The 17,857-nt window shown below is 57.4% G+C and carries 17 protein-coding genes and 2 pseudogenes; 10 read left to right on the plus strand and 9 right to left on the minus strand.

All coding sequences use genetic code 11. The features are described 5' to 3' along the window. Positions 1-5: 5 nt before the first annotated feature. From ACX3OW_RS14175 to ACX3OW_RS14205, 7 genes and pseudogenes are all read right to left on the minus strand, one after another. A pseudogene (locus ACX3OW_RS14175) lies at positions 6-306 on the minus strand (IS21 family transposase); the annotation flags it as partial. A 126-nt stretch (positions 307-432) separates the two neighbouring features. After that, positions 433-1,098: an RraA family protein gene (locus ACX3OW_RS14180; protein WP_459096444.1), complete on the minus strand. Its 666-nt coding sequence runs from the start codon at positions 1,096-1,098 to the stop codon at positions 433-435. Between the two features lie 54 nt (positions 1,099-1,152). After that, a complete protein-coding gene (locus tag ACX3OW_RS14185; RefSeq protein ID WP_459096445.1) occupies positions 1,153-1,758 on the minus strand; it encodes a glutathione S-transferase family protein in 606 nt (201 codons plus the stop codon). Between the two features lie 52 nt (positions 1,759-1,810). Continuing rightward, the gene (locus ACX3OW_RS14190) at positions 1,811-3,310 is read right to left on the minus strand and encodes a tripartite tricarboxylate transporter permease (RefSeq protein WP_459096446.1); all 1,500 of its coding nucleotides are present in this window, start codon (positions 3,308-3,310) and stop codon (positions 1,811-1,813) included. A 13-nt stretch (positions 3,311-3,323) separates the two neighbouring features. Beyond that, positions 3,324-3,776, minus strand: coding sequence for a tripartite tricarboxylate transporter TctB family protein (locus ACX3OW_RS14195; protein ID WP_459096447.1), 453 nt, complete (start codon positions 3,774-3,776; stop codon positions 3,324-3,326). An 82-nt stretch (positions 3,777-3,858) separates the two neighbouring features. Further along, complete coding sequence (locus tag ACX3OW_RS14200) at positions 3,859-4,821, minus strand: Bug family tripartite tricarboxylate transporter substrate binding protein (RefSeq protein ID WP_459096448.1); 963 nt, start codon at positions 4,819-4,821, stop codon at positions 3,859-3,861. 86 nt (positions 4,822-4,907) lie between these two features. After that, positions 4,908-5,786: an amidohydrolase family protein gene (locus ACX3OW_RS14205; RefSeq protein ID WP_459096449.1), complete on the minus strand. Its 879-nt coding sequence runs from the start codon at positions 5,784-5,786 to the stop codon at positions 4,908-4,910. Between the two features lie 109 nt (positions 5,787-5,895). Here ACX3OW_RS14205 and ACX3OW_RS14210 point away from each other — a divergent pair, with 109 nt between their 5' ends. Together ACX3OW_RS14210 and ACX3OW_RS14215 are read left to right on the plus strand one after the other, a co-directional pair. Beyond that, a complete protein-coding gene (locus tag ACX3OW_RS14210) occupies positions 5,896-6,792 on the plus strand; it encodes a LysR substrate-binding domain-containing protein (RefSeq protein ID WP_459096450.1) in 897 nt (298 codons plus the stop codon). 433 nt (positions 6,793-7,225) lie between these two features. Further along, positions 7,226-8,077, plus strand: a complete 852-nt coding sequence (locus ACX3OW_RS14215) for a hypothetical protein (protein WP_459096451.1) — start codon at positions 7,226-7,228, stop codon at positions 8,075-8,077. Between the two features lie 146 nt (positions 8,078-8,223). Here ACX3OW_RS14215 and ACX3OW_RS14220 read toward each other — a convergent pair whose 3' ends face one another. After that, the gene (locus ACX3OW_RS14220; protein ID WP_459096452.1) at positions 8,224-8,604 is read right to left on the minus strand and encodes a hypothetical protein; all 381 of its coding nucleotides are present in this window, start codon (positions 8,602-8,604) and stop codon (positions 8,224-8,226) included. A gap of 89 nt (positions 8,605-8,693) precedes the next feature. On the opposite strand from ACX3OW_RS14220, the pseudogene ACX3OW_RS14225 reads away from it, so the two are divergent. Next, a pseudogene (locus tag ACX3OW_RS14225) lies at positions 8,694-9,058 on the plus strand (transposase); the annotation flags it as partial. 68 nt (positions 9,059-9,126) lie between these two features. Here ACX3OW_RS14225 and ACX3OW_RS14230 read toward each other — a convergent pair. Next, positions 9,127-9,684 carry a hypothetical protein gene (locus ACX3OW_RS14230; protein ID WP_459096453.1) on the minus strand — a complete coding sequence of 186 codons (558 nt, stop codon included), beginning with the start codon at positions 9,682-9,684 and terminating at the stop codon, positions 9,127-9,129. Positions 9,685-10,396: 712 nt separating this feature from the next. Here ACX3OW_RS14230 and ACX3OW_RS14235 point away from each other — a divergent pair. From ACX3OW_RS14235 to ACX3OW_RS14265, 7 genes are all read left to right on the plus strand, one after another. Beyond that, complete coding sequence (locus tag ACX3OW_RS14235) at positions 10,397-11,377, plus strand: Bug family tripartite tricarboxylate transporter substrate binding protein (protein ID WP_459096454.1); 981 nt, start codon at positions 10,397-10,399, stop codon at positions 11,375-11,377. Positions 11,378-11,400: 23 nt separating this feature from the next. After that, entirely contained in the window at positions 11,401-11,853 is a 453-nt protein-coding gene (locus ACX3OW_RS14240; RefSeq protein WP_459096455.1) for a tripartite tricarboxylate transporter TctB family protein, read from the plus strand. A gap of 9 nt (positions 11,854-11,862) precedes the next feature. Further along, positions 11,863-13,365, plus strand: a complete 1,503-nt coding sequence (locus tag ACX3OW_RS14245; RefSeq protein WP_459096456.1) for a tripartite tricarboxylate transporter permease — start codon at positions 11,863-11,865, stop codon at positions 13,363-13,365. Between the two features lie 227 nt (positions 13,366-13,592). Continuing rightward, positions 13,593-14,285, plus strand: coding sequence for an IclR family transcriptional regulator (locus ACX3OW_RS14250; protein ID WP_459096457.1), 693 nt, complete (start codon positions 13,593-13,595; stop codon positions 14,283-14,285). 69 nt (positions 14,286-14,354) lie between these two features. Further along, on the plus strand, positions 14,355-15,512 hold the full coding sequence (locus tag ACX3OW_RS14255) for a CaiB/BaiF CoA transferase family protein (RefSeq protein WP_459096458.1): 1,158 nt from the start codon (positions 14,355-14,357) through the stop codon (positions 15,510-15,512). 2 nt (positions 15,513-15,514) lie between these two features. Continuing rightward, positions 15,515-16,270, plus strand: coding sequence for a citryl-CoA lyase (locus tag ACX3OW_RS14260; RefSeq protein WP_459096459.1), 756 nt, complete (start codon positions 15,515-15,517; stop codon positions 16,268-16,270). Positions 16,271-16,341: 71 nt separating this feature from the next. Further along, entirely contained in the window at positions 16,342-17,847 is a 1,506-nt protein-coding gene (locus ACX3OW_RS14265; RefSeq protein ID WP_459096460.1) for a class I adenylate-forming enzyme family protein, read from the plus strand. Positions 17,848-17,857 lie beyond the last annotated feature (10 nt).

The following is a 17,857-nucleotide window of genomic DNA, read 5'->3' on the forward strand; positions in this document are numbered from 1 at the left end:
GCATTCCGGAGCGGTCGATTGACGAGCCGGGCCTGGGCGATCTGCTTGACCGCGTCGAAGCCGATGGCGCCCAGCTGAATGGCATGGGTCACCGCCGCGGTGACCACGACCTGGGGCATGGCTTCCAGCAATCGCAGGATCTGGATGAACTCGCGCTTACCGCGATTGCCCATGCGGGCCTCAAGCAGATGCCACAAATGCTGGAACTCCTCCGGCAGGTCCCAGCCTTGCAGCGGTGCTGCCCGATCGAGCGCGTTCGGTTTGGTCTCGATTAGCGCGCCAGATATGCAGTGGGTCGAACACGAAGGTGCTCGTGCCGCAGGCGCACTGATGCCGGGTGGTCCGAAGTCGGGGAGCGCATCAAATCACCCCGCGGACTCTCTGCTAGACCGGTGGGAACTCCGGGCTCAGGTCAGCGTAAACCCGTATCAATTACAACACGCCCAAACGCCGAAGCGCATCGTTGATCCAGTCGCGCGAATTGCGACGTTCGGTGATAGCCACCAGCTGCGCGGCCTCCATCCGATATTTTTCCTCGGCGATCTCAAAAACCTCGGCAAGATGGGATTGGGGTACCGCGACAACGCCATCGGCATCGCCGAGCACCAGATCCCCCGGAGACACGACCATGCCATCGAGCGAGACAGAAACATTGATCTCGCCTGGCCCGTTCTTGTGTGGCCCCCGGTGAGTGACGCCCACCGCAAAAACAGGAAAATTACCGGCTGATATCATTTTGTGGTCCCTGATGGCGCCGTTAATCACGAAGCCAGCGATCCCCCTGTTGCGGGCGTGAGCGATCATCAACTCACCGACCAAGGCGTTGGTAACCTCGCCGCCGCCATCCACGACAATGACGTCGCCCGACCCTGCGATATCGATCGCCTTCTGGATCATCAGATTATCGCCGGGAGACGTGCGCACCGTCAAGGCGGGGCCGGCTAGGGAACCGCCCGCATGCATGGGTCGAAGCGATGCGCCACCCGCAAACATTCGGGACATCGCATCGCTGACATTGGCGACCGGAAGGCTCGCGAACCTGTCGACCCATACCTGTTCTACACGCGGAACACTACGTTCAATTCTGAAACCCAACATTATGGCTCTTCCCTGTCGAACCTGATGCCCGTTGCCTGATCGTACCTGGTGCGATCAGTTAGGTGTTGTCGCGAGAACCGACGCGCGGTCAGCCTGCCTGTCCATCCAGGCGGCCAGAGCCTTGTGCCGGGACCGCCAGTCGATTTCCGGCGCTCTAAAATCCAGCATTCCCAATGCAGAAATGGTCGCGATTTCGGAAATGCTGATGGGCCCCTCACCTCCAAGCTCGGCGTCGGCCAATGACGCCAGGCAGGCCATTACCTTAGCCGTTTGCGCCGCATGGAACTCCGCCCATTGCTTTTCCGGCGCGCGCGATGCTTCAACCTTTGCCAGCGTCAATGCTACGAGCAAACCATCCGCCACAGCGTTTATCGTCAGAACCCGAATGCGTTGCATCGGGTCCACCGGGATAAGCCGCTTTTCAGACTTGAGAAAATCAAAATATTCGCAGATCACCATAGAATCGAAGATGCTGAAATCTTCCGAGACGACAAGTGTCGGTATCTTTCCAATGGGATTGAGCTTCATCAGGTCGTCGTTGACCTTTCCCTGACCAACAGCAGTCGGGACAATTTCGATCGAATCTGCCAGGCCCTTTTCGTGCGCTGCGATCATTACCTTGCGGACGAAAGGAGAAACCTTGCCGTGCATGAGCTTCATAGTATGTGCAGTCCTTTTTGCTTAAATTTAATGCGGCAGCCTTGGCCGCTGACTATTCTTCCTCGCTCGCAACACGAGCGCGCTTGAAGACTGGAAGAACCGTCACCGCCAAGGCGATTGCTCCGACCATGATGAGGGATATCGAAATGGGGGATTGATAGAATATTGCCGGGTCTCCTCTTCCAAGCACAAGCGCGCGTCGGAAGTTTTCTTCGATCATCGGCCCCAGCACAAAGCCGAGAATGAGCGGCGCCGGTGGGCATTCAAGCTTGCGCATCAGGTAACCAACTGCGCCGATCAACATGGCCAGAAAGATGTCAAACGTGGAGGATCGTACCGAATAAATCCCGATGCAGCAAAACACCAGTATTGACGGAAAGAGCGCTCGATAAGGTATGGAAAGCAGTTTGATCCATATGCCAACCAAGGGAAGGTTGAGGATTACCAACATCAGGTTGCCGATCCACATCGAGGCGATGAGACCCCAGAACAAGGTAGGGTTGGAATTGATGACGCTTGGACCAGGCTGAATATTGTGAACGATCATGGCGCCGAGCAATAGGGCCATGGTCGCACTGCCCGGAACGCCAAGTATAAGGGTCGGTATAAATGCAGTCTGTGCTGCGGCATTGTTGGCCGCCTCGGGAGCAGCCACGCCTTCGATTGCGCCTTTGCCGAACTCGCTCGAATGACGAGAAACCTTCTGCTCGAAACTGTACGAAAAGAACGAAGCTATCGACAGACCTGCGCCCGGCAACAGCCCAAAGAACGAGCCGATCATCGTGCCGCGTAATATCGCGGGAGTCATTCTGCGAATATCTTCCCAGTTTGGGAACAGGCTGTTGACCTTCTTAACAAATGATTCAGGTGGCTTGCCGTTCTCGAGGCTGCCCACAATTTCGCCAATGGCAAATATCCCAACGGCTAGAACGATGAAGTCGATGCCCTCCCACAGGGCAGGCATGCCGAAAGTGAACCGCTGCACGCCGGAATGGACGTCGGTGCCCACGCTTCCAAGAAACAGGCCCACTAGAACCATGCCAAGGGACTTGAGCAATGATCGGGATTCCAGTGATACCGCGCAAACCAGACCAACGACCATCAACCCGAAATACTCAGGCGCGCCGAAACTAAAGGCGGCGCTGCTCAGCGGCATGGCGAACAGGGCGACGGTCAGGGTTCCAACCGTGCCGGCAAAGAACGATCCAATGGCCGCTGTCGATAGCGCAACGCCGGCCCGTCCGTTTCGAGCCATCTGGTAGCCATCAATAACGGTGACTGCAGATGAGGTCTCGCCTGGCATATTGACCAAGATCGCGGTCGTAGAACCGCCATAGGCCGATCCGTAATAGATGCCCGCCAGCATGATCAGAGCGGTAACCGGCTCGAGACCATAGGTGAATGGGAGCAACATAGAAATCGTCGCCAGGGGGCCGAGACCAGGAAGGATGCCAATCAGCGTTCCTAGAAGACAGCCCATGAAGGCATAGGCAATGTTCTGTGCGGTGAGGGCAACGCTGAACCCAATGGACAGATTGTTCAGAAGTTCCATCGTCTATCTCTTCTCAAAGCCGCGGAAATACAGGAAATCGAAGGCCAAGTCCGACCACGAAGACCAATACCGAGATTGCAGAAAGGGCGATCGCCGTCGCGGCGGTGAACAGAACTGATGTGTTCCGGGAGGCAAGGCTGGATATGGCAACGACGGCTACGACAGCTACGATGATCCCACCACGTGGCAGCAGTAATCCGAAGGACGCCACCGCGCCTATAATGGCGAGTAAAACTCTGAGATCAAACTTGCCGACAGGCTGAGCTTCGCCGGACCACATGTTGGCACGTATGCAGAGACCAAGTCCGGTCAGTGCGAGCAGTATGCCGATCCAGAACGGAAAGTATCCTGGCCCCATGGAACTGGCGACGCCCATCCGATAGCTGCTTGCGCCGATGGCAATTGTCACGCCCGCAATCAGGTACAAAAGACCCACGCAGAAGTCTCTTACATTGGCAATTCTCATGCCCGCCCCCACAACTCGAAATAAACGCCGCAACTGAAGACTTGCCGGGAGGCCGGACAAGGTCCGGCCTCCCGGCGGGTTGTTACTCAGCGACAATTCCGCGGGTTTCTGCGATATCTCTCCACCGATCAATTTCTTCGCTGACCAGTGTCGTCACTTCTGCGACAGATTTCGGATCTGCCAGGAAGCTTTGGCTGGCAAGGAATTCGATCGCCTCAGGAGTGCGCATCAATTCGTTGACGCTGGCGTTGATGCGTTCTTGGATAGCGATGGGCGTCTCGGCAGGAACAAAAAGCAGCATCCTGACGCCGCGCGGATCAGCACCTTCGATGCCTGCTTCTATTAGTGTCGGCACATCCGGCAGGGCGGGTGCGCGCATTTCGTTGCTTACAGCGAGTACGCGAAGCTGTCCGGCATGAACCGCAGGTAAGACTTGAGCGACGCTACCGAACCATGCGTCTACCCGTCCACTTACGAGGTCGGGTATCGATTCAGCGGCACCTTTATAGTGTACAGGCTCGATGTTCGAGTCGGTCGCGGCATTGAACAGTTCTGCGCTAAAATGGGAAGAACTGCCCAAGCCTGCCGTCGCATAGAACATGCCGCGGCCTTTGGCTTCTTCGACGAACTCGGTGATCGTAGTGGCCTGAACCCCGCTTCCGACCGTCACCGCGCTTTGGCCAAGCGAGACGCTGGCGACGGGTATCAGATCGGCCTTGGGATCGAATGGCAGGTTGGGCTGGAGCGCAGCATTGGTCGTGTAGCTGGAGGAGACGAACAAAATCGTATATCCGTCAGGCTCTGCCTCAGCTACGTGGGCTGCAGCGATTGCTGTACCAGCGCCTGGCAAATTTTGTGGCACAACCGTCTGGCCCCAGGACTTGCCCAAGCCGTCTGCCACATAGCGAGCCAGCACGTCGGTAGAGCCGCCCGCAGAGAAGGCGATGGCGAGTGAGACTTCCTTCTGCGGGAACTCCTGTGCGCTTGCCGCCAGTGGGATAGCGGCTAGCAAGCCAACAGATACCGCGGCCAAAAATGACTTCATTTTCTCCTCCGTTTTTATTTTTTTGGTGATGTCAGTAATTGAACAGACACCGCGCCTCCATGGCTCTCGGTGCCACATATAGACATTCATTTGAAGCCATACAGATGAGCTGGGTTATCAACCAGGATCTGCTTCTGAACTTCCGGGTCGGGCGCCCATATAGCCAGCAGGTCGAGAAGGTCCGCGTCATTCGGCATGGTCCCCGAAAAACTAACATGCGGCCAGTCACTGCCCCAAAGCATGCGTGACGGGTTGGCAGCGATCAGCGCCTGAGCAAATGGAATCAACGAGGAATAGGGCAACTGCGCATCTTCGAAGCGCATGGGTGCAGAGAGTTTGATCCACCAACCCTCGTTCTTGACCATATGGAGCAGCAACTGGAAACCCGGGTGATCGATACCCAGTGCTGTCGGCATATGCCCCAGATGATCGATGACGATCTCCACCGGCAGTTGCCTAAGGCGCGGCGCCATATCCACCAGATCAGCAGCGTTGATGTGCAATTGCACATGCCATCCGAAAGGCGCGATACGTTCCGACAACTCCTCGATGCCTGCGATGCCGGCTACTGGTGCGTTGAACGGATTGAAGCGTACGCCCCTGAAGCCCACGGCATTCAGATCAGCGATCTCGGCCTCGGACATATTAGGATCGGCAACGGTGATGCCTCTCCACTGGCCATTCGATGCTTTGAGCGCGTCAATCGTTATCTGGTGATCCACATGGACACCCGAATGGACGATCACTGCCCGTTGAATCCCCAGTTTTGTCAGCATAGCACGATAGTCGTCTATCCGGACCGCGGCGGGCGTAAATGGGCGACTTGGTTTTAGGGGATACTGACCGTCCTCATACAGGTGAGCATGAGTATCACATGCGCCGGCTGGAACAGCAATTTTGGGACGTCTTGTCGCCAAATCCGGAGCTTGGCACAAATTAAGGACTGGACTTACGTTTTCAACCATTGAATGTGACCCACTCGTCTACAAGTTCGAGCAGGACTATCCGTGCCACTGAGGATGCGGTCAAACGAGAAAAACAGGCACTTAGTTGAGTTGAAGTCAAGGAACGACGATGCGCAGACTGCCATCTCTGAAGGCGATTCGAGCGTTCGAAGCGGCCGGAAGGCATCTAAGTTTCACCCGCGCCGCAGAAGAGCTCAATGTCACGCCAGGTGCCGTCAGCCGGCAGATTCTTTTGCTAGAAGGCGAACTCGGCACCAGTCTTTTTAGGCGCGCGCACCGTCAGGTGAAGTTGACTGCCGCGGGGGTGCACTTTCTTTCGGCTGTGAGCCAGTCCTTCGCGATGATGGTTGATGCTGCCTCACAAATCGACCAACAGAATGCCGAGCAGCCCCTGCATATTGCCTGCCCACCGACCTTGGCAATGCGCTGGCTGATGCCGCGTCTGCCTGATTTTCATCGGGCCTTTCCACAACATGACATCATGCTCACCACTACGATGGGAAACACCGACATTGCGCAGGCCAAGGCTGACGTCGTAGTGCAGCTGGGGGACGGAAGATGGCCGCGTACAATAAGCCACCGACTGCTGGTTATGGATTTGGTGCCGGTTTGCAGCCCGAGCTTCATGGTTGAGAACGGGGCAATTAACGCTATCGAGGACCTTCGTTATGGCACATGGCTCTATTCGTTAGCTAGACCGGGTGATTGGGACCTATGGCTCAACTCGGTGGGCGGCGAGATACCCCGGGCATCGCACAAAATGAGTTTTGAGAACTCGGTTCTGATGTATCAAGCCGCGCGCGATGGCCTGGGGATAGCGATTGTATACGAACAGTTAGTCAGGGATGAGTTACAGAACGGGCGCCTAATTGCACCCGTTGGTCACCGGTGCCTGAGTGAGAAGGCGTTCTATTTAACTTATCCAGCACAGACCCCGCATCATCGGGCATTACACGATTTTCGCGACTGGATATTGAAGTCAAGCCTGCTGTCTGAATCGCGCTAGATTTGCAAACGCCTTCATTCCTAGTTTTTAGGCAAGTAGACTCATAAGGGTAAATGTCCGCTGCCCTCGGCACGATTTTGTGCTGAGCATCAAGCCCGAGTATGCCACCAAGATTGTGGGGCCCGAACCCTCGGGCGCCGCTGGCGGATCGTCAGCGGCCCCATTTGGGGTTCAAGCTCGCAGCGCGATGCTCAGGCGTGATTTCCGGCATGTAGAACTTCTGGATCATTTCAACGGAAGTGCGCGTGTTAATGGCGACAGACGACTAAATACCCGTGAAACTTTCGTTTTCACCTTCCTTTCCACTGGGTCGGTATGGGGGTAAATTGATCAAGCTCATGCGAGAACTCCCTTGAGCAAACCCCAATAGAAAACAATTTTGGCATCTCTGGCGGCTCCCGCCCGGGAAGTCTAAACGTGGAAATTTTCCAAATTGAAAATTCAAACAAAATCTTCAAATTCAAATGATCGTTCGAATGTAAAGATTTCAAAAAATATAATTGCACCGCTGTCGCTTGAAAAACAACGGAAAGAGTATGCGGCCTGGGTAAATGGAATTATCCAGCAATTCCGATCCAGCGAAGTTGCGGAACGCTACTCGTCGCTTGACGAGTATATGTCGGCAAATGCGTTCTTTATTTCTGCTACGTTCAATCGCGGAAAGATGGCACGCAGCAAGTTTAATCGAGGTCTACCGCAGGCTGACTCATCCCTCGAGATGGACGCCTTCCATAACCTCTATATGACAGCGGCTAAAAAGGCCCTCGGGAACCACTGGACCAACAAGGGCCGGGCTCTAGACTGGCCATTGGCTATCGTGGCAGCAGACCACAATGAGGCCAAGTATGGTCGAACGTCTGGCTCGGAGATCACAAACCTTCATTGGCATGCTATCTTGGTTAGCAGGTCATCTCATCGCGAGAAGTTTGAGCAGGCTTTAGCTGATCCCTTGCTGGTAGCTGACTTCCAGCACCGTACCTTGGTTGATAGCCTTGACGTGCGACCCTGGATGGCTGGGTCGAGCACTGACTACCTACTCAAGGCGTTCACCAAGTCGGTACACACCCCTAGCGCTGCGCTAAGCGACCTTCGAGTATATCCTAAGCCGGTTGGCACGGGTGCGATTGGTTGGGGCTATCTACACATTCGTGATCAGGTGAGCCCCGCTGTCCGCAGACTGAGAAACAGTTTCAAAAGGGCCGAGGTGGACGCTGTCGCGAATAATGCTGTGTATGGTGAGCCCGATGACTACAACGAGTTTGAAGCTGTACCGTCAAAAATCTGACGGTACAGCTTCCAATTAATCTCCGGTCAGCACCGCTTTGCCACCGTCTGCTGCTCTAGCGCCGTCATGAGCATGTGGCGCTTTAGGTCAGCATTTTTCTCAGGTTTCCTTATGCGCTCGTGATGATCAGCGGCTTGCCGAGGCTGCTATTTCGCTAAGGGAGCAACGTAGTTTGGCTGAAAGTACGTGCGGCTGCCGATCGGCTCGCCTTTGTTTTCAAAACGACCCGAGGTCCAAATTTCAGGCCGTTCCATAAAAACTTGCCAGACAATCAGCCCGAAGCATCGAGCCGCAGCTGAGCTGTCTCCGCGCGCAGCTTTGTTGTAAATCGGCTGAAAAACAGTGCCTTTCCAGTCGCGGCCCGGCATCCAACCTGCGGTCTGAATATCTGTACCTCGGATTTTTTCATTGAGTTCGGTCTTTATCTCAATCAATTCCGAGTCGGACATTCGGGACAGAAACGCCTCGTATTCCTTCGCAAATGGGACCTTGGTAATTTTGGCACCTGTCCTCATATCAATCAGCATCTTCCCCACCTTAGAGCTCAACCAAAAAGAGTTGAGCAGTTTCAGCAAGTTGTGATTCAGTTCGGTTGCGAGACTGAACGGAGACCACAATGGCCTGGACTGAAACTGCCCGACGCCAGTATGCGCGACGTGGACGTCGCTGTTCAAGTGATCTGACCGATCCGGAGTGGGCGATCCTTGCGCCCCTGCTGCCGCCGGCGCGATCTACCGGTCGCCCCCGAACCACGGATTTACGGGCGGTAATGGACGCTGTTCTCTGCATGGCTTCAAGCGGCTGCCAGTGGAGCCTGCTGCCTGGGGAATTTCCACCGCCATCGACGGTGCAGCGCTATTTTTATAACTGGCGTGACAGCGGCTTGCTCGCCATCATCAACCATCACCTGGTGATGGTCACCCCGAGCTTGAAGGGCGAGAGGCCTCACCCTCGGCCGGGGTGATCGATAGTCAGAGTGTCACGGTGAACCCGATGACTACAACGAGTTTGAAGCTGTACCGTCAAAAATATGACGGTACAGCTTCCAATTAATCCCCGGTCAGGTCGAGTAGGTCCCGAGCAAATTCTTCAGGATCTATGTCCCGGGCAAAACCTTTGAGCGCGTTCACATCAAACTTAGGCCCATTCAGGATCCCACTAACTGCCTCCTGAATGGTCCGATGATAAGGAAGTACGTAGCACGCGCTTAGGTCACAGTTGTTCGTCATCATTTCTTCTGCTGCGTGCTCGTCACCGCCCCATGGATCATATTCAGCCTTCACCGCGATCACTACGGACACAATGAAGGTACCGTCATCGAGCATTCGCGGCTGCTTGTCGGAAAGCAACGATGCATGCTCGGTCCAATCTGACCCCATATGTAGCTTTAGGATATCTTCGATCTTGCGACGGTCGTTCAAAAAGCATTGCCAGAGGTCACTAGTGCCCGACGAGGCTATGGCTGGACGATCATAGTACAGGTTAACGGAGTAGCAGCCTGGACCGATTTCCATTTCGATAGGCAAATAGCGTTGCCCCAGAAGTTGAGCAATTTGGCGGGCAGCCTGCTCAACGGCGAAGTCGACAATTTTATTTTGATTTTTCATGGTCAGCACTTTGTTCTGAAAACACAGCCAACCTGCCGACCTCACTGCTTATGCAATGATTTCGAGATTGGCCGCACATCGGGCTGCCCTAACCCTTCGAACAAAGTACAACTGGATTTCGAAGGCGAAATCCGCGGCGAACTTAGGCACAAGTTCGCATACGGCTTGCTTATGGCAAATAGCAGCGAGAGTGGCAAGTGGATGTCCTGAAAACCGCCAGCCTGCTCTTCAGCGGCTACTTTCGGAGTGGGGGTGCGGACCGACCGCTTTCAGGCGGAGTTCCTCAAAATCGGACACTGGCCTACCGGCAGATTTGGGCCGGAAGTTGGATGGCGGCTTTTGGCAAGAATTTGGAGAAAGTGGAACTTCGGCACTGGCGCATCTCAGCTACCCACGCCAGGAACGCCCCTTTTAGCAGTCGCCGCGAAGGAACTGGGTCTGCAGGTGACCGCGCGGCTGATACGGCCATCTACCGGCATTGCTTAGCGCTCCAGACGGGGCAGGGTGCAGAAACGGGCCGTAGCCTGCAATCAAGCAAAAAGAGGGTTGACGAAATGCTTGTTGCCGCCGAGCCCCCCCTTGCGTTGATACGGCGGCGTCCAATCGTAGAGCGCAGCAAGCTTGAAAACACTTGACAATAGACCGACCTTAAATTCTATCTGACGGCACCGCGTTCTTAATGATAGAATGCCAGCTGTTCTCGGAGGATGGAATGCTGAAGAATGTTTCGAAACTGATGATAGGGCTTGCACTGTGTGCCATGGCGGCGCCCGGCGTTGCGGCACAGGACGACTATCCGAACCGCACGATCTCGCTGGTCGTTTCCTACACCCCAGGCGGTGGCACCGACACGCTCGCGCGACTTTTTGCTGACAGGGTGACGCAGAGCATCGGTCAGAAGGTTATCGTAGACAACCGCCCGGGCGCCAATGGCAATGTGGGTACCGATGCCGTGGCCGGCGCTGAGCCCGATGGCTATATGCTGCTCCTAGGTAATTTCGGCCCAATGGCCGTTAACCCGGTTCTTTACCCCGACATGGCCAGTGATCCCGCCGAGGCACTCCAGCCAGTTACGCAGTTGGCTGCAGCTCCCCTTGCCATTCTCGTTAACGCCGAAGTTCCGGCAAATTCGCTGGCTGAGTTCATTGAATACGCAAAGTCCCGTCCGGGCGAACTCTCCTTTGCGTCTGCGGGTGCGGGCACGTCGAACCAGCTCGGCGCTGAGCTGCTGAACATGGTTGCTGGCCTCGACATTCTCCACATCCCGTACCGCGGTGCCGCCCAAGCCATGACCGCAGTGGTCAGTGGCGAAGTGGAAATGTTCGTCGCGCCGCTGCCGTCAGCAATGCCGCATCTTGAATCTGGCACCGTGAGGGCTCTCGCGCTCACCGGCCCTGAGCGCTCGCCGGTGCTGCCAGAACTCGCAACAACGGCCGAACTAGGCTTCGGGGACATCGCCATTACCACCTGGTACGGCATCCTCGTGCCGAAGAATACGCCCGAGACCGTGGTTTCCAAGCTGCAGGAAGAGTTTGCTGGCGCAGCGCGGGCCCCCGAGATGGTCAAGTGGCTCCAGAATGATGGCGGCGCGACACCGATCGGCAGCACGCCTGATGAGTTTGGTGCATTCATTGCAGCGGAGCGCGAAAAGTGGGCCGCAGTAGTTGAGGCTGCCGGCATCACTATCGAGTAACTTGTCAACCTCAGAGAAGCGATATGGATATCACCCGCAATCCCCGTGACCTGGCGGCTGGCCTGGTATTCCTGATGATCGGCGTCGGCGCCATTGTCGTCGGGCAAGAATATAACTTCGGCTCTGTCCGCCAGATGGGTGCGGGGTTCTTTCCCGTTGTACTCGGCTACCTCCTCTCCGCGATCGGTTTGGGGTGCTGTTTCACAGCCCTCCGAACCAAGGGGCAGCCGATAACGGGCGTCGAACTGCGGCCCGTGATCCTGCTTTCATTGTCGGTGATCGTGTTCGGGGCATCCATTCGATCTCTCGGGCTTGTACCCGCCGTGAGTCTCAGCGTGATCCTGGCCTCGCTCGCCAGCGAGGAGTTCCACATCGTCCGTGCTCTTGTGTTGGCGGCCGGGCTCTCGGTCTTCTGTGTGCTCACCTTCATCTACGGTTTGGGTATGTCCCTGACCCCATTCACCTTCCGTTTCTAGGGACCAGCAATGGACATCTTCTCGAACCTTGCTCTCGGTCTTCAGGTCACCCTGACCTTCGAAAACCTAATGTTCTGCTTCATCGGGGCGGCGCTTGGCACTGCGATCGGAGTCCTGCCGGGCTTGGGTGCCACCGTCACGGTGGCGATGCTGCTGCCGCTGACATTCAGTCTTTCCCCGATCGGCGCACTGATCATGCTGGCAGGTATCTACTACGGCGCCCAGTATGGTGGCTCCACCACCTCCATTATGGTGAACCTGCCTGGTGAGACAACGTCGGTCATCACCGCAATTGACGGCTATCAGATGGCGAGGCAGGGGCGCGGTGGGGTCGCCTTGGCGACGTCTGCAATCGGTTCCTTCTTTGCTGGTACGGTGACCACCCTCATGATCGCCTTGCTGGCGGTGCCCCTGGCCCAGGTGGCGCTGTCCTTCGGGGCGGCGGAGTATTTCGCCCTGATGGTTCTTGGCCTCGTCGCAACTATCGTCCTCGCGCACGGCTCGCTGCTGAAAGCGGGGGGAATGCTGGTGCTCGGCCTTCTGCTCGGCACGGTCGGCACAGATCTCAACTCCGGTTCTCTCCGCTACACCTTCGGCAACGATCATCTCGTCGATGGTATAGACTTTGTCGTGGTGGCGATGGGGCTGTTCGGGGTTTCCGAGATCATTCGTAACCTGGAAAAGCATGGCAGCTCGACCTTCGCTGTCCAGAAGCTGACGGGACTTATGCCGACCCGCGAGGATTTCCGGCGCATGTTCGCGCCTATCCTTCGCGGAACGGGCTTTGGAGCGGTGCTGGGGCTCATTCCTGGCAGCGGCGCCTTGTTGGGCGCGCTCGGCGCATATGCTTTCGAAAAGCGGATTGCCAAGGACCCCAGCCGGTTCGGCAAGGGCGCAATCGAAGGCGTTGCAGCGCCCGAAGCGGCCAACAACGCCGGTGCTCAGGCCTCTTTTGTCCCCATGCTCACGCTTGGCATTCCCTCTACGCCGGTGATGGCGCTGATGATCGGTGCGCTGATCCTCCACGGTATCCAGCCGGGACCGAGCCTGATCACCAAGCAGCCCGAGCTGTTCTGGGGCCTCATCGCCTCGATGTGGATCGGCAATGTGATGCTGCTTATCCTGAACCTTCCGATGGTCGGTCTCTGGGTCAAGCTTCTGACTGTGCCGTACCGTATCCTCTACCCGGCCATCATTGCCTTCTGCTGCATCGGCGTGTTCAGCTTGGCGAGCTCCTCCTTCGATCTCTATCTGCTCGCGTTCTTCGGCGTCGTCGGATACGTCCTCGCCAAGTTCGACTGCGAGCCCGCTCCTCTGCTGCTGGGCATCGTGCTTGGGCCCCTGATGGAAGAGTATCTTCGTCGTGCGCTGCTGCTGTCGCGCGGAGATCTCACCGTCTTCGTCCAGCGGCCGATCAGCGCGGTGATCCTGTTTCTGACCCTACTCGCCATCGCATCGGTCTTGCTTCCCAAGTTCCGCAAGCTGCGCGAGGACAGCCTCGAAGAGGTGTGACGAGCCCCTGAAATGCAGAACTACGGCGTCGGTGAGTTCTTGCCGGCGCCTTTTTTATGGTTGGGCGAGAAGAGTGGAACTGTGTTCTAAGGTGGATCCGATTGGCTGCCTGTCGAAAGTCTCAAAAGGGGTATTCGACGAAAGGGTAATTCGGGTTACTTCATAGACATAGGCGCAGAATGGCGGGCAAATCCGTTGGCCCCAGGCAGGAATATAAGGATTGATAAATGGAAAAAGGCGTCGAGGCAGTTGACCGCGCGCTCACAATCTTGCGGAGCCTCGTTGATGGCAATGCGCCAATGACTCTGCATGAGATATCCTTGTCGACGGGACTCTATAAAAGCACCATCCTGAGGATCCTCGTGTCATTGGAGCGGTTTGACTTCGTTCGCCGGCGCACGGACAACCGGTATGCGCTTGGGCCTGCGTGTGCTCAATTGGCCCGGTCGTATCAGAAGGGGTTTGACCTTACGGTTGTCCTCAAGGACGCGGTCAACAGGTTGGCAGAGGCAAGCGGCGAGACCGCATCCTATTACGTTCGGGACGGGGAACAGCGCGTCTGCGTCGTCCGCCAAAATTCTGCCCATGCCATTCGTCACCATGTGGAGGAGGGCGATCGCCTGCCTCTCAATAAAGGTGCGGCAGGCCTCGCTATTCTGGCGTTCGAGGGGGAGGAGGGCTCACGTTTCGAAGGCATCAGGACGGATGGCTACGTTGTGTCGCTCGGGGAACGTGATCCGGACGCCGCCGCGGTCTCCGCCCCTCTCTTCGGCCAGGCCGGAACGGTGATCGGCGCGATGTCGATAAGCGGACTCCGCTCGCGTTTCACCTATGAATCCATTGACCGTCACAGGCAGCTTCTGGCCAATATGGTGCAGGAGGTGCAGCGCCAGATCGGTGGAAAAGCGCCCACGGCGTAGTTCTGTCTTGCAGAATATCTTTGCGTTAGATAGAATGTAGGTCGCACGATCTACAGCAGGGAGGGTTGCATGACACTTGGTGGCGGCAAGGGGCTTTCAGTGCTCCAGGGCATTAAGGTTGTAGAGATGGGGCAAAATTTGGCTGCGCCCTATGCAGCCTCAATTCTTGCAGATCTTGGTGCAGAGGTCGTCAAGGTCGAAAAGCCTGGCGGTGATGATGCCCGCGGCTGGGGCCCGCCCTTCGTTGCCGGCAGTTCCACCAGCTTTCACCTGATGAACCGGAATAAGCAGTCGGTGGTCCTCTCCATCGATCAAGAGCAGGATCGCGCGCTCTTTCTTGATCTCATCCGCAACGCGGACATTTTCGTTCACAACCTCCGCCCGGGCGTGCCCGAAAAACTCGAAATCAGCGCAGATGACCTCCGCGCGATCAATCCGCGGCTGATCTATTGTGAGCAGACGGCGTTCGGGAATGCGGGGCCCATGGCCGGTAAGCCCGGCTATGAGCCGCTCCTTCAGGCATTTTCGGGCCTCATCAGCATCAATGGCGACCCTGAGGGACCTGCTTCCCGCGTTGGCGCCTCGGTTGTCGATCTCGGCACCGGCATGTGGTCGGTCATTGGCGCGCTGGCAGCTCTTCTGGAGCGGCAACGGACCGGGCAGGGCGGGGTGGTTACCACATCGCTTTTCGAAACCGCGATGGGCTGGACCGCTCGCCACATTGCCGACTATGGCGCCACCGGCACGATCCCGCCCCGCGTTGGCACGGGTCACAATTCCCTCACGCCATATCAGGCGTTCCAGTCCAAGGACGGGCCACTGGTGATTACCGCAGGCAATGACCGACTCTTTGCAAAGCTCGCGGCGGTGCTCGGTGAGCCGCAATGGGTCGAGGACCCGCGGTTCTTGACGAACTCGGCGCGCACCCAGAATCGTTCAGTCCTGCTGCCGTTGATCGAAGAGAAGATCGTCCAGAAGGGCTTTGGTTATTGGATGCAGGTCCTCGAGGCCGCTGGCGTTCCGTGCGCGCCGATCCATTCCATCCCCCAGGTGGTCGAGCACCCGCAGACCCTGGCCATGGATTTGCTTCTCGACGCGCAGGACGAAAAGCTGAAACTCGTCCGTCTGCCGCTCGCCCTCAACGGAGCGCATTCCGATCTTCGGGGGATTGCCCCCGAGCTCAATAGCGGTCCCGGGCGTTTCTCCGATGGCGCCAGGGAGGGCTGAACATGGCCGGGGTAAAGACACATATCGCGACATCTGACGCATCGTCGGTGACGATCCGCGGGAAGAGCCTGGCCGGCGAACTCATCGGACAGCGCAGCTTCACCGAAATGCTCTACTTCCTTGTGTGCCACACGGTGCCGGATGCGGGGCAGACCAAGGTGCTGGACGCCTGTCTCGTCACGCTTATGGAACATGGATGGACACCCACATCGATGATCGCGCGGCTCACCGCCGATAGCGTTCCCGAGGAACCGCAGGTCGCCATTGCAGCGGGGCTTCTCTCCGTGGGGTCAGTTTTTGCGGGCACCATGGACGGGTGCGCCAAAATCCTCGCCGCTGGCAAAGAGGCGCAAGACGCGCGAACATATTTCGAGGCGGTGGTGCAGGAACACCGACAGTCGGGCCACGCCATTCCGGGCTTCGGCCATCGTCTGCATAAGCCCGATGATCCGCGCACCGGCGCTCTGCTCGAGGTGGGGAAACAAAGTGGCGTCCCCAGTACGCATTGCGATCTCCTCGCTGAACTTGGCGCCGCCGTTGATGCCAATTACGGCAAGCACATCACCATCAACGCTACCGGTGCGATCGGGGCGCTCCTACTCGACATCGGAGTTCCTATCTCGGCGATGCGGAGCGTGGCGGTGGTTTCGCGAGCCGGGGGCCTTGCCGGGCACCTCATCGAAGAGCAGCAGAACAAGGCCGCACGGGAAATGTGGCGGCTCACCAGAGAAAATATCCCTTATGAGGGCAAGGACTGATGGTCGGCTCGAATACTAGGGACCTCGCGCCGTTCGACGTTATCCGCCTCTACCGGGACCACGATGGGTCCGTGACCGACTTCATCGCCAGCCGGGCCGAGGCAAAGCCTCATAGCCTGATGCTCGGCGACCGACAGGGCCGCTGGACCTGGCAGGAAATGGTCCGTGACGCCCGCCGCTTGGCGGCAGGCCTTGTCAGCCGGAGCATTGGCAAAGGCGACCGGGTGGTTGTCATGGCGCGCAACAGCGCCTGGCACCCGCTGGTCCTTCAGGCCTGCGCCCTGATTGAAGCTGTTTTCGTGCCGATCAACCCGGACTATAAGGAACTAGAGGCATCGCGGATCATCTCTCACTGCGAGCCCGGCATCGTTCTTTACGATGAATACGCCCAGGTCGTCGCCCTGCAGGTGGCGGCGGAGCACTCCAATTCGAGGTTCGAGCGTCTCGACGATGCCCTCTTCGCCCAGAACAAGGTGGCGTTTTCTCCCGCCGGTGCCGGCTCGACACTTCTGATCGTTTATACGTCCGGCACGACGGGCATGCCCAAAGGGGTGATGCACAGCCAGGCAAATTTCGTCGCGGCTGGTGAGGCCTTCGTTCAGCGCTTACATCTGCAGTCCGATGAGCACATGCTGTCCATCCTGCCGATGTTCCACATCAATGCCCTGTTCTATTCAATTGCCGGGGCCTGGGCTGCCGGCGCGGCCCTGTTCATAGAGCCTCGCTTCTCGGCATCTTCCTTCTGGAAGACTGTCGATAGCCACAAGATCACGCAAACCAACATCATCGAAGCGATTGCCGCGATCCTACTGAACCGACCCGATGACGAGTACAGGCCGGACCATACGCTGAGGAAGATCTACGGCGTCCGGTACGGCATGATGCAGCCCCTTCGAACGCGCTTCGGCATTCCGCATCTTATCGGCGGATACGCCATGACTGAGATTCCCGGTATTCTCGGTACGCCCTATGCGGGGGATACGCCTCCCGGCAGCATGGGGCAGCTTTCCATCCATCCTGATCCAGCGCGCGCATGGGCTAAGTGCCGGGTTGTCGACAATGACGGCAATGTGGTTGAAGATGGAGAGCCTGGGGAGCTGCAGGTCAGCACACCCAGCGCCATGCAGGGCTATTTCCGCGACCCGGAACAGACCGCTGCCTCCTGGCAGGAGGGCTGGTTTCGCACCGGAGACCTCGTGCGCCGCGATAGTGACGGCTTCTACTATTTCCTCTCCCGGTTGAAGGACATCATTCGCCGGCGGGGAGAGAACATATCGGGGGCCGAGCTCGACCAGGTTCTGACCCAGCATCCTTCGGTCCTGCTGGGAGCCGCCATTGGCGTCGATTCTCCATTTGGCGACCAGGACATTCTGATGGCCGTTGTGCCGAAGCCTGGTGCGACCCTGGAGCCGCAGGACATCGTGGCTTGGTGCGACGCCAAGCTGGCTTCGATCAAGCGTCCCCGCTTCGTGGCTATCGTGGATAGCCTGCCGCTGACGCCGACGCACAAGGTGGCCAAGGCGGCTATGCGCCAGAACTCGGCGCAGCTTTTAGAAAAGTCAGCCGAGTTCGGCTGACATCTTCTTT

The sequence above is a fragment of the Devosia sp. A449 genome (assembly GCF_054489375.1).